This is a genomic window from Aquamicrobium sp. NLF2-7, assembly GCF_022359935.1.
In the GTDB taxonomy this organism is placed as follows: Bacteria; Pseudomonadota; Alphaproteobacteria; order Rhizobiales; family Rhizobiaceae; genus Mesorhizobium; species Mesorhizobium lusatiense.
This window is the reverse complement of sequence record NZ_JAKSED010000001.1, coordinates 643,567-656,008: the sequence shown is the minus strand read 5'-3', so window position 1 is coordinate 656,008 and position 12,442 is coordinate 643,567. Positions and strand designations below refer to the sequence as shown.

Annotated in this window: 12 protein-coding genes; all 12 read left to right on the top strand. The window is 60.2% G+C overall.

What is annotated here, in order from left to right; all coding sequences use genetic code 11:
- The first annotated feature begins 65 nt into the window (after positions 1-65).
- The 12 genes from tsf (at position 66) to lpxB (ending at position 12,379) form a co-directional block, all read left to right on the top strand.
- Positions 66-986: a translation elongation factor Ts gene (gene tsf, locus MIC97_RS03255; RefSeq protein ID WP_239798828.1), complete on the top strand. Its 921-nt coding sequence runs from the start codon at positions 66-68 to the stop codon at positions 984-986.
- Positions 987-1,125: 139 nt separating this feature from the next.
- On the top strand, positions 1,126-1,848 hold the full coding sequence (gene pyrH, locus MIC97_RS03250) for a UMP kinase (protein ID WP_183830282.1): 723 nt from the start codon (positions 1,126-1,128) through the stop codon (positions 1,846-1,848).
- Positions 1,849-1,929: 81 nt separating this feature from the next.
- Positions 1,930-2,484, top strand: coding sequence for a ribosome recycling factor (frr, locus tag MIC97_RS03245; protein ID WP_183830279.1), 555 nt, complete (start codon positions 1,930-1,932; stop codon positions 2,482-2,484).
- A gap of 45 nt (positions 2,485-2,529) precedes the next feature.
- Entirely contained in the window at positions 2,530-3,264 is a 735-nt protein-coding gene (locus MIC97_RS03240; RefSeq protein ID WP_239798827.1) for an isoprenyl transferase, read from the top strand.
- Positions 3,261-4,076: a phosphatidate cytidylyltransferase gene (locus MIC97_RS03235; protein ID WP_239798826.1), complete on the top strand. Its 816-nt coding sequence runs from the start codon at positions 3,261-3,263 to the stop codon at positions 4,074-4,076. The genes MIC97_RS03240 and MIC97_RS03235 overlap by 4 nt, the downstream gene beginning before the upstream one ends.
- Positions 4,077-4,181: 105 nt before the next feature.
- On the top strand, positions 4,182-5,324 hold the full coding sequence (gene rseP, locus MIC97_RS03230) for an RIP metalloprotease RseP (protein ID WP_239798825.1): 1,143 nt from the start codon (positions 4,182-4,184) through the stop codon (positions 5,322-5,324).
- 214 nt (positions 5,325-5,538) lie between these two features.
- On the top strand, positions 5,539-7,908 hold the full coding sequence (bamA, locus tag MIC97_RS03225) for an outer membrane protein assembly factor BamA (protein ID WP_239801014.1): 2,370 nt from the start codon (positions 5,539-5,541) through the stop codon (positions 7,906-7,908).
- 75 nt (positions 7,909-7,983) lie between these two features.
- Positions 7,984-9,036, top strand: coding sequence for a UDP-3-O-(3-hydroxymyristoyl)glucosamine N-acyltransferase (gene lpxD / locus MIC97_RS03220; protein WP_239798824.1), 1,053 nt, complete (start codon positions 7,984-7,986; stop codon positions 9,034-9,036).
- Positions 9,029-9,493 (top strand): 3-hydroxyacyl-ACP dehydratase FabZ, encoded by a 465-nt coding sequence (gene fabZ / locus MIC97_RS03215; RefSeq protein ID WP_239798823.1) that lies wholly within the window; start codon positions 9,029-9,031, stop codon positions 9,491-9,493. Before lpxD ends, fabZ begins: the two co-directional genes overlap by 8 nt.
- 9 nt (positions 9,494-9,502) lie before the next feature.
- Positions 9,503-10,336, top strand: a complete 834-nt coding sequence (gene lpxA, locus MIC97_RS03210) for an acyl-ACP--UDP-N-acetylglucosamine O-acyltransferase (protein ID WP_183830257.1) — start codon at positions 9,503-9,505, stop codon at positions 10,334-10,336.
- On the top strand, positions 10,323-11,216 hold the full coding sequence (gene lpxI, locus MIC97_RS03205) for a UDP-2,3-diacylglucosamine diphosphatase LpxI (RefSeq protein WP_239798822.1): 894 nt from the start codon (positions 10,323-10,325) through the stop codon (positions 11,214-11,216). Before lpxA ends, lpxI begins: the two co-directional genes overlap by 14 nt.
- A complete protein-coding gene (gene lpxB, locus MIC97_RS03200) occupies positions 11,213-12,379 on the top strand; it encodes a lipid-A-disaccharide synthase (RefSeq protein WP_239798821.1) in 1,167 nt (388 codons plus the stop codon). Before lpxI ends, lpxB begins: the two co-directional genes overlap by 4 nt.
- Positions 12,380-12,442: the final 63 nt, after the last annotated feature.

Sequence of the window (12,442 nt, the reverse complement as noted above, 5' to 3'; positions counted from 1 at the left end):
CGGGCATGGCGCATCGCTGAAAATCCGGCGGTGCGCATTCCCGTTTCTGAACGAAGAGGCATAGAATGAGCATTTCAGCAGCACAGGTCAAAGAGCTCCGCGAGCTTACCGGCGCGGGTATGATGGACTGTAAGGCCGCCCTTGCCGAGACCAATGGCGACATGGAAGCTGCAGTCGACTGGCTGCGCAAGAAGGGTATCGCCAAGGCAGACAAGAAGGCCGGCCGCACGGCAGCCGAAGGTCTGATCGGCGTCGATCAGGGGCTGCGCGAGGCAGCGCTGGTCGAGGTCAATTCCGAGACCGACTTCGTCGCCCGTAACGAAGCTTTCCAGCAGATCGTCGGCAACATCGCCAAGGTCGCCCTTGCATTCGGCGACACCGAGGCTGTGGCTGCTGCCAACTATCCGGGTTCCGACAAGACCGTCATCGACACCATCAAGGATGCGGTCGGCACCATCGGTGAGAATCTGAGCTTCCGCCGCTCTGCCAAGCTCGTCGTGTCCGAAGGCGCTGTTGCCACCTACGTGCACAACGCGGTTGCCGACAATCTGGGCAAGCTCGGCGTGCTGGTCGCCATCGAAACCGCAGGCGACGCGCAGAAGGCTGCTGCCTTCGGCCGTCAGGTTGCCATGCACATCGCCGCGATCAATCCTATGGCGCTCGACATCGACGCCCTGGATCCGGCCGCCGTCGAGCGTGAGAAGGCCATCTTCTCCGAGCAGGCTCGCCAGTCGGGCAAGCCCGAGAACATCATCGAGAAGATGGTCGAGGGTCGTCTGCGCAAGTTCTACGAGGAAGTCGTTCTCCTCAAGCAGTCTTTCGTTCTGAATCCCGACGTCACCGTCGCGGACGCGCTGAAGGAAGCAGAGAAGGAAATCGGTGCTCCGGCTAAGATCACCGCTTATCTCCGCTTTGCTCTCGGCGAGGGTATCGAGAAGGAAGAAACCGACTTTGCAGCCGAGGTTGCAGCGACGGTCAAGAAGTAAGCTTCGACATCCGCCTGTTATATTGCGAGGGGCGCCGCGTGACATCGCGGCGCCCTTCGTGTATCGGGTCGGCCCATTACATGCAGGCTGGGGCATATTGGCCCGGCATTGCCATTCAACGCTTTTACCGGGGATCAGTATGACGGGCAGGCTTCCTTACCGACGGGTATTGTTGAAAGCGTCGGGCGAGGCCCTGATGGGAGACCAGCATTTCGGCATCGACGTTTCCGTCGTCGACCGTATCGCCTCCGACATCGCAGAAGCCCGCAGCCTCGGCATTGAGGTCGGCGTCGTTATCGGCGGCGGCAATATTTTTCGCGGCGTAGCTGTAGCCTCCAAGGGCGGGGACCGCGTGACCGGCGACCACATGGGTATGCTCGCCACGGTGATCAATTCGCTTGCGCTGCGGACCTCGCTGATCAAGATCGGTGTCGATGCGGTCGTTCTCTCGGCAATCGCCATGCCTGAGCTGTGCGAGAGTTTTTCGCAGCGGCAGGCAACCGCCTATATGGATCAGGGCAAGGTGGTGATCTTCGCGGGCGGCACGGGCAATCCCTTCTTTACGACAGATTCGGCCGCAGCCCTTCGCGCTGCCGAAATCGGCGCCGATGCGCTGTTCAAGGGCACGCAGGTCGACGGCGTCTATTCGGCGGATCCGAAGAAGGACCCTTCTGCAACCCGCTTCGAGCGCATTACCCATGCCGAGGTGATCAATCGTGGCCTATCCATCATGGATACGGCTGCAATTGCCCTTGCGCGGGAAAACAACATTCCGATAATCGTCTACTCAATCCATGCACAGGGTGGATTTGGAGAGATTCTGCGAGGCGGTGGCCGCTGCACGGTCGTTGCCGACGATTGAACGGTTCGCGGGGAGGAAATGCCTGCCCGCTTGTGCACATAGTGAATGACGAGCCTGGAACGGCAGGCTGAGGAGAAGATCATGAGCGGCAATTTTGAAGACCTGAAGCGGCGCATGGACGGCGCAATCAACGCATTCAAGCAGGATCTGGCTTCCCTGCGCACAGGGCGCGCTTCCTCGAACCTGCTCGATGCGATTCAGGTTCAGGCCTATGGCTCGGCCATGCCTATCAATCAGGTGGCTACCGTGGCCGTTCCCGAGCCGCGTATGATTTCAGTCTCCGTGTGGGATAAGTCGATGGTTGGCGCGGTGGATCGCGCGATTCGTGAAGCCAATCTCGGTTTCAATCCGATCGTTGATGGCAATAATCTGCGTATTCCGCTGCCGGAGCTCAACGAGCAGCGCCGCAAGGAGCTGGTCAAGATCTCTCACACCTATGCCGAGAACGCGCGCGTTGCCGTGCGCCATGTTCGCCGGGACGGCATGGATGCCCTGAAAAAGGCCGAAAAGGACGGGGATATCAGCGAGGATGATCAGCGCAAGCAGTCGGATCAGGTTCAGAAGCTGACCGACGAAACGATTTCCTCCATCGACAGCCTTCTGGCCGAGAAGGAAACGGAGATCATGCAGGTTTAATCCTGGCTTGCGATCTGTTGCATCAGCCGGCCTGAAGGCGGACGAATGACAAGCCCAACGCATGTTGCGATCATTATGGACGGAAATGGGCGCTGGGCGAAATCCCGGGGCCTGCCGCGCGTTGCCGGTCACCGGGCCGGTGTCGAGGCCCTGCGCAACCTTGTCCGCGCCATGCCGGATTTCGGCATCTCCGTCCTGACAGTCTACGCATTTTCCTCCGAAAACTGGTCGAGGCCCAAGTCCGAAGTTACGGATCTCATGGGCCTGCTGAAGCTGTTCATCCGTCGCGATCTCGCTGAACTTCACAGAAATGGCGTTCGGGTGCGGATCATCGGAGATCGTGCAACCCTCCAGTCCGACATAGGCAGCCTGCTGGAAGAGGCTGAAAACCTTACGCGCGGGAACACCAATCTCACGCTGGTCATCGCCTTCAACTATGGCAGCCGCGACGAGATCGTGCGCGCGGCGCGCAAGCTGGCGGAAGCTGCCGTTCGTGGAGAAATTCTGCCTCAGCAGATCGAAATGGACGACATCACCCGGTCGCTCGACACGGCCGACATTCCTGATCCGGACCTCGTGATCCGCACCAGCGGCGAGTTGCGCCTGTCCAATTTTCTCCTTTGGCAGGCGGCCTACAGCGAGCTTGTATTCGTTCCGTGTTACTGGCCGGATTTCGGCAGCGATCATCTGGCGGAAGCATTGCGTGATTATGCGGGACGCGAGCGCCGGTTCGGCGGGCTTTCGCCTGAGGAGGCCGTAGCGCCGGCAATCGTGCGATGAGCAACCTTCAGCTGAGAATCATATCGGGCGTCATTCTTGCCGCCATTGTCCTCGCGCTCACCTGGCTGGGTAGTGTGCCGTTCCGTTTTCTGTCTGCCCTCATTGCAGGGGCGGTTTTCTATGAGTGGACGCGGATGACGCGTCAGACTCCCGCCCGGGGGCTGGAACTGCTTCCCGAAGCACTGATGGCTGTGCTGCTGGTGGCGCTGGCGCTCGGAGTACCCGCGCTGACCTTTCTGGCGCTGACGCTTGCCGGTGTCGTCATTCTTATCGCTTTCGGGGCAGCCCGCGGCACAGGTCAGTGGGACGCGGCGGGTCTGGCCTATGCGTCGCTGTCCGGTTTTGCGCTGGCTTATATTCGTGGTGCCGACCACGCTGGCTTTCTGGCAATCCTGTTTTTGTTCGCCGTCGTCTGGACCACCGACACGCTGGCCTATTTTGTTGGCCGCGCGGTTGGCGGGCCAAAGCTTGCCCCCGCCATTTCGCCCGGCAAGACATGGAGCGGGGCCATTGGCGGCACTGTCGCCGGCGTGGTGGCGGGCGTTCTGGTCGCTACTTTGGCCGGAACGGGCAATCAGGGGCTCGCAGGACTCGCCGCCTTGCTGCTTTCGATCGTGTCGCAGATTGGCGACCTGTTCGAATCGTGGGTAAAACGGCGGCATGGCGCGAAGGACTCCAGCCAGCTCATTCCGGGGCATGGCGGCGTGATGGACCGGGTTGACGGACTTGTCGTGGCGGCACTTGCGCTTTACGTCATCGGCAGTCTGGCCGCTTCCCCCGACAGTCCGGCACAGGGTCTGTTTGGAGGGTAGGCGGCCTGATGATGGCGATCCTTGAGGGATCAGCCGGCTTTAGCGTATCAGCCGCAGCAGCGGTTCATTTCTTCCCGAGATGAACCGGCGAATCGAGGACTTGATTTGAACGACATCTGGCAGGCGCTGTTCAGCACCGAAGGTATATTGCTCGGCACTCTGGTGCCGTTTCTTTTCGTGCTGACCGTGGTCGTGTTCGTTCACGAGATGGGACACTACCTCGTCGGCCGCGCCTGCGGCATCGGCGTGCAGGCCTTTTCCATCGGCTTCGGGCCGGAGCTCGTGGGTTTCAATGATCGGCGCGGCACCCGCTGGAAGCTGTGCGCCATACCGCTTGGTGGTTATGTGAAATTCGCGGGTGACATGAATGTCACCTCCAGCCCTGTGGGCGATGATGCGGGCCCGGCGCTGAGCGAAGCTGAACGTCGCGTCGCGTTTCATACGCAGCCGGTCTGGAAGCGGGCGGCCACCGTCTTTGCCGGTCCGTTTTTCAATTTCCTGCTCACCATCGCGGTTTTTGCGGTGATGTTTTCGATCCATGGCCGTTATGTCGCCGAGCCGATGGTCGCCACCGTCAACGCAGGCAGCCCTGCAGAGGAAGCCGGCATCATGCCGGGCGACCGTTTCGTCAGCGTAAACGGCGAGAAGGTGGAAACCTTCGCGGATGTGCAGCGGCTGGTTTCGGGCCGGGCAGGCGATGCGCTTACCTTTGTCATGCTGCGGGACGGGCGCGAGGTCAGTCTGACCGCGACGCCGCAGCCGATGGAGCAGGAAGATGCACTGGGCAACAAGATCAAGGTTGCCGTCATCGGCGTGGTCAACAATCAGGAGCTCGGCCAGCCGCGGCTGATCACCTACACGCCTGTCGAGGCTCTTTCAGCAGCCGTGACGGAAACCGGCCACATCATCGAGCGTACCGGCCAGTTCATGAAGCGATTCGCGTTCGGTCGGGAGGATAAGTGCCAGCTCGGTGGGCCGGTAAAGATTGCCGGCATGTCGGCGCAGGCCGCCAAACTGGGCTTCGACTGGCTTGTGCAGCTCGTGGCGCTGCTTTCCGTGGGAATAGGCATCCTGAATCTTTTGCCGATTCCGCCACTCGATGGTGGACATCTGCTTTTCTATGCTATGGAGGTCGTTCTGCGGCGGCCCGTGACAGAACGCACGATGGAAGCCGTATATAAGGTTGGCATGCTCGTGGTTCTCGGCTTCATGGGATTCGTGTTCTGGAACGACCTGTTTGGCTGTTGAAATCATGAACGAATCCTGATCAGGGAGCGAGGTCGTTGATAAGGCGTTTACCATGGCCCGGAATATGCGTGACGCGAAAGCAACGCCGGCCGGCCAAGTAAACACTAATTAACCAGAAGCCTTGCGTGTAGGGAAAATCCGGTTAATACGGTATGGGAATTTTGGCCGAGTGTCTGGTTTCTCGCCGTGGAATACGAGAAGGTTATATAGCCCGATGAAGGCAGCATCCAAGTTTCTGAGCGCCGCTTCCGCGGCGGCATTGTCCGCCGCACTGGTCGTTCCGGGCGCGTTCACAGTACAGTTGATGTCAGTGTCTGCCGCTGAGGCTGCTGTGGTCAGCCGCATCGAGGTTCGCGGAAATTCACGCATCGATGCCGATACGGTTCGCAACCAGATCGGGATCAAGCCGGGCCGCGCTTTCTCCAGCGCCGATGTGGACAACGCGGTGAAGACCCTGTTCGCCACGGGCATGTTCTCGGACGTGCGCATCAATCAGGTTGGCTCTTCTCTGGTCGTGACGGTGTCTGAGTACCAGATCGTCAATCAGGTGATGTTCCAGGGCAACAAGAAGGTTAAGGACGCCCAGCTTTCGGGCGCCGTGCAGCTGAAGCCGCGCAGCCCCTATTCCCAGGCGGCCGCCGATGCGGATATCGAAGCCATCAAGGATGCCTATCGTCGCGTTGGCCGTGAGGATGCGGCTGTCACCTCACAGGTGGTCGATCTGGGCAATAATCGCGTCAATGTCATCTTCAATGTGGTTGAAGGCGGGCGCACCAAGATTGCTGCGGTGAATTTTGTCGGCAATCAGGCATTCAGCAGCCGCCGTCTGGCCGATGTCGTCAACACCAAGCGCTCCAACTTCATGTCTTTCCTGCTGCGGGACGACGTCTACAGCGACGACAAGCTGCGCGCTGACGAAGAACTGCTGCGCCGCTTCTACTACAATCGCGGCTATGCCGATTTTCAGGTCGTGTCGTCCTTCGGCGAGCTTGATGAAGCCACCAATCAGTACACGGTCACCATCACCGTCGACGAAGGCCCTCGCTACACCTTTGGTGATGTGAGTGTCGACAGCTCGATCGGTGAGATCGACCCGAATTCGCTCCAGTCTCTGGTTCAGACCCGCTCGGGCGCCGTTTATAGCGCCAAGGCAGTTGAGGACACGCTGATTGCACTGACCGAGCGTGTTGCCGAGCGCGGCTATGCCTTCGCGCAGGTCACGCCGCGTGGCGACCGCAATTTCGAAAACCGCACCATTTCGGTGGTTTATACTGTCGATCAGGGCGCCAAGGCCTATATCGAGCGGATCGAGATTCGTGGAAACAGCCGTACGCGTGACTATGTGATCCGTCGCGAGTTCGATCTGAGCGAAGGTGATGCCTTCAACCAGGTGCTCGTGCAGCGCGCGAAGAAGCGCATCGAGGCTCTTGATTACTTCGAGCGCGTCGAGATTTCGACGGCGCCGGGTTCCGAGCCGGATCAGGTCGTTCTGGTTCTCGATGTGGTCGAGAAGTCCACAGGTGAATTCTCCATCGGTGCCGGTTATTCGACCGGTGGCGACACGCCCGGTGCATCCGTGCAGGGCTCCGTCACCGAGCGCAATTTCCTCGGCCGCGGCCAGTATATCCGCCTGTCGGCGGGCGGCGGCAAGGACTCGCGCGACTTCATGGTCTCGTTCACCGAGCCATACTTCCTCGGTCGCCGCATTGCCGCTGGTTTCGATGTCTTCAAGTCGACGCGCGAGTACAAGCGCTATGACAGCGAAGTGACCGGCGCAACCGTTCGCTTCGGTCTGCCGATTACGGAAAGCATCACGACGCAGCTTGCTTATAACTACTCGCAGGAGAAGTATAAGTATAATAAGAATTGTGTCGATGGAACAGGAGCGTACGTAGACGCTACTTGCGGGACTCTTCCAAAGCCTATTCATGATGCCATCAAGGACGGTACTTGGGAAAAGTCATCCCTGAGTGCCAATCTAGTGTATAACACTATCGATGACATGAAGAATCCGCATTATGGCATTTTCGCTAATGTTGGCGCCGAAGTTGCTGGCCTTGGTGGTGACGCGAAGTTTGTCAAGTTTACTGCGCGCGGGTCTGTGTATCATACGCTTTCTGAGGAAATGGACATTGTCGGCTTGCTCACTGCCGGTGCCGGCCATGTGGAAAGCTATGGCAGCAAGGAATTGCGCGTATTCGATCACTTCAAGAGCAATGATCGGATCATTCGTGGCTTTGACTACAATGGCATTGGTCCATACGAAAAGGGTGTGGATTATGACGGCCATCTTGGCGGCACCACATACTTCCATGCATCTGCCGAGGCGCAGTTCCCGCTGCCAGCTATTCCGGAAAGCTTTGGTCTGCGCGGCGCAGTGTTTGCGGACGCTGCCACGCTCTATGGTAACAAGACGAGTGCAAACCTTGTTTCCACAGACATGAAGTGGCGTGCCTCTGTCGGTGTAGGCCTGATGTGGGCTTCGCCTTTCGGTCCGCTGCGCATCGATTACGCGGTTCCTGTAGCCAAGGAATCGACCGACAAGGTGCAGGAGTTCAACTTCGGCATGTCGACACGCTTCTAAAACAGCGGATAACGGCGGCTCCGGGCGATCGCGCCCGGGCCGAACTGTCCGGGCAAACAGGATAATTGCTCTCGAATGACCGATCCGGTGTTTTTCGTGCCCGCGCGCCGCTATACGGCGGGTGAGGTGGCCACTCTTACCGGATCGACGCTGGCGAATCCGGCCTATTCCGACACGATTATCGAAACCATCGCCTCAGCCCTCGAAGGCGGAGACCATGCGCTGGTGTTCGTCGACGGCAAGCGCAACGAAGCGCTGATGTCGAACCTGCACGCCGCTGCCGTTCTCTGCCCCGTCGAACTGGCCGACAAGGCGCCGACAGGCGTGGCTGTTCTCGTCAACCCGCGTGCGCAGCAGGCTTTTGCCCATATCGGGCGCCTGATGTTTCCCGCTGCCGCAACACCCGTTCCGTCTACGTCCGAGCAGGGGGTGTCGCCGCAGGCGCATGTGGACCCCACAGCCGCCATCGAGCCCGGTGCAATCGTTGAGGCGGGCGCGGTCATCGGGCCTGGCGTTGCAATCGGATCGGGTACTGTCATTGCCCCTAACGCGGTGATCGGCGCTTCCTGCCGGATCGGCCGCAACAGCTATATCGGCCCGAATGTGGCCGTTCAGTATGCCCTGATCGGCGACCGCGTCATCATCCATGGCGGCGCGCGCATCGGGCAGGACGGCTTTGGTTTCGTTCCCGGCGCGAAGGGCCCGGAACGCATGCCGCAGATCGGGCGGGTTGTTATTCAGGACGATGTCGAGGTCGGCTCCAACACGACGGTGGATCGTGGCGCCATGGCCGATACGATTATCGGTGAGGGCACGAAAATCGACAACCTCGTCCAGATCGCCCACAATGTACGCATCGGGCGAGGCTGTGTGATTGCCGGCCAGTGCGGCATTTCGGGATCGGTCACTTTGGGCGATTTCGTCATGCTGGGTGGCCGCGTTGGTATTGCGGACCACATCAGCGTAGGCGACAGGGTGCAGGTCGCCGCCTCCTCGGGTCTGATGTATGATATTCCCGCAGGAGAGCGCTGGGCAGGTATGCCGGCACAGCCGATGCGGGATTTCTTCCGTGAATTGTCGGCCATCCGTGCATTCACCAAGTCATCTAAAGGGGAAAAGAATGGCTGACGTTGCCGGCTCCGTGCTTGAGGCCGTTGATATTCAGGAACTGCTCAAGCTCCTGCCGCATCGCTATCCGTTCCTGATGATCGATCGGATCGTTGAGATCGATGGCGACGATTCTGCCGTCGGCATCAAGAACGTCACCGTCAACGAGCCGCATTTCCTCGGCCATTTTCCCGGCCAGCCGGTTATGCCGGGTGTGCTCATTATCGAGGCCATGGCGCAGACCGCCGGTGCGATCTGCATTCGCCTTGCCAATGCGGACCAGCCGTCGCTCGTCTACTTCATGACCATCGACAACGCCAAGTTTCGCAAGCCTGTGGTTCCGGGTGACCAACTGCGCATTCATGTGCGCAAGATGAAGAAACGTGGCAACATCCTGAAATTCGCTTGCGAAGGCATGGTGGACGGCGCAAAGGTCGCCGAAGCCGAAGTCTCGGCGATGATGGTCGAGAACAGCTGACGAGGCACAATGGAAAACCAGACGATCATACATCCGTCCGCCGTCATCGAGAGCGGTGCCCGGATTGGCAGCGGTGTGCGTATCGGCCCGTTCTGCCATGTCAGCGCGGATGCAACGATCGAAGACAACGTCGAACTTGTCGGACATGTCTCCGTGCTTGGGGCTACCACTCTGGGTTCCGGGACCAAAGTCTTTCCCATGGCAACTCTCGGAGCGCCTCCCCAGAATGCCAAGCATACAGGCGGTCGCACCACGCTGATCGTCGGTGCGAACTGCACGATCCGCGAAGGCGTGACGATGCACACCGGCACCGACACCAGCCGCGGCGAGACGATCGTTGGCGAGAATGGCAATTTCCTTGCCTACGCCCACATCGCCCATGATTGCGTGGTCGGCAAGAACGCAACCTTTGCCAACGGCGCCACGCTCGGCGGTCACTGCGAGATCGGCGACAATGTCAATATCGGTGGTCTGACCGCCGTTCACCAGTTTGTCCGCATCGGCAACAACGCCTTCATCGGCGGCTGCTCGGCCGTGGTGGGGGATGTCATCCCGTTCGCGATTGCTGTCGGCAACCGCGCCAAGCTGCGCGGGCTCAACATCATCGGGCTGAGGCGCTCAGGGTTGCCGCGCGCTGAAATCCATCTGCTGCGTCGCTGCTACCACACCCTGTTCGATCACAGCCGCCCGGTCGCGGAGAATATCGAGATTGCAAAGTCCGAGTTTTCCGGCTCGCCGACTGCCATGAAGATCATCGACTTCATAGGAAGTCGCGGAAAGCGGCAATATACGGTCCCCCCGCTGAAGGGTGGGGCCGCCGACGATGGCGATGACGAGGACTGAGAGCAATCCTCGCGGCCGTGCCGGCGATCCTCACAGCAGGGTCTGCATCATTGCCGGCGGCGGAAACCTTCCCGGTGCGATAGCTGAAGGTCTGGCAAACACAGGCCTGAAGCCGTTTGTCCTGATGGTTGAGGGCGAGCCGGATGCCGAAGCGGGGCTTGAGCGCTACGATCACGAGACCATCGCGCTGGAAGACGCGCCATCGCTTGTTGCGCGCCTTCGCCGGCGTGGCATCACCCATGTGGTGATGGCAGGAGAAATCAAGCGCCGCCCGCGTGTCGCCGCAATGCGTCCCGGAATAGGACTTCTGCGCTTTGTTCCGTCACTCATCCGGGCTCTGGCCAAAGGGGACGATGGCCTTCTGCGCTTCGTGGTCGAATGGCTTGAGAAAAGCGGCTTCAAGGTCGTCGGGGCGCATGAAATCGTTCCGGATCTGATTGCCGTTGAAGGGGCTTTCGGCAACCATTCTCCATCGGAAGCAGACTGGCGCGACATCAAGGCGGCGCGCATCGCTGCGGAAGCCATAGGTGCGCTCGACATAGGGCAGGGTGCAGTCGCCATAGGCGGCCGTGCGATCGCGCTGGAAGGCATTGAGGGAACCGATGCCATGCTGGAGCGCGTCCGCGATCTGCGGGATCATGGCCGCCTCGCGGGCAAGAAGCGCGGCGTGCTGGTCAAATGCGCCAAGCCGGGGCAGGAGGCCCGCACGGACCTGCCTTCCATCGGCCCGCGCACGGTGACGGGAGCGCATGCGGCAGGACTGGCGGGCATCGCGGTGGAGGCCGGTCATTCGCTCGTGCTGGATGGACCGGATATGATCGCCGAGGCCAATGCGCTTGGCCTGTTCGTCATCGGCCTGCCGCCCAAGGATACGCCATGAAGGAGCAGCGACCCCTGCGCATCGCCATCGTGGCAGGTGAAGAATCCGGGGATCTTCTGGGCGCGGACCTTATCCGTGAACTGGAAAAACAGGCCGGACGCAAGGTCGAACTTGTTGGTGTCGGCGGACGTCATCTGGAGGGGCTTGGACTGAAGTCTCTGTTCAGTTCGGGCGAGATCGCCCTTATGGGCGTCAGCGCCATCCTGCGCGATCTGCCTCGCCTTATCCGTCGCATTGGTCAGACGGCGGCAGCGATTGTTGCCGCAAAGCCGGACTGCCTGATCACCATCGACAGCCCCGATTTCTCCCTGCGCGTCGCGAAGAAGGTGCGTTCTGGCGATGCCTCGATCCCGATCGTTCACTACGTGTGCCCAAGCGTGTGGGCCTGGCGGCAAGGCCGGGCAGCGGCGATGCGACCTTATGTGGACCGCATTCTGTGCATCCTGCCCTTCGAGGTTGGGGAACTGGAGCGCCTTGGTGGCCCCTCCGGCACCTATGTGGGGCATCGGCTGACTCAGGATGCGGGTGTCAGGCTTGCCGCAGCGGGGCAGGACCAGCCGCGGGATATGTCGGCCGGGAACACCAGAACGCTGCTTCTGTTGCCAGGCTCACGACGCGGAGAAGTGAGCCGTTTGCTGGAACCATTCGGTGAAACGGTGAATGAGTTGCGCGCACGCGGCCACAAGCTGCGGCTGGTTTTGCCAACTGTTCCGCATGTTGCTCCGACGATCGCGAAGTCGACACAGAACTGGGACCAGAAACCGGAAATCGTGACCGAGCCGGATGCCAAGTGGCAGGCCTTTGCAGAGGCTGATGCGGCGCTGATTGCATCGGGAACGGTTTCTCTGGAGCTGGCTTTGTCGGGGGTGCCAATGATCTCCTGTTACAAGCTCGATCCCGTCATCCGGCCTGTTGCGCCGCTCCTGCTGAAAATCTGGTCCGCATCGCTTCCCAATCTGATCGCCGACCGGGCCATCGTGCCTGAATTCTACGACCGCTTTGTGCGGCCCGAACTATTGGCCCGGCAGGTCGAGGCGCTGCTTATCGATGGGGGGATGCGCGATTGGCAGAAAGCCGGCTTTGCCGAAGTGCGCCGCCGCATGGCAACCGATCGTCCGGCCGGCGCGATTGGAGCCGAGGCGGTCCTGAACATGATCCAGTAAGAGAAATCGGGAAGAAAAGCTCTTATTTCAAAAGAAAAAGGCCGCGAATTTCGCGGCCTTTTT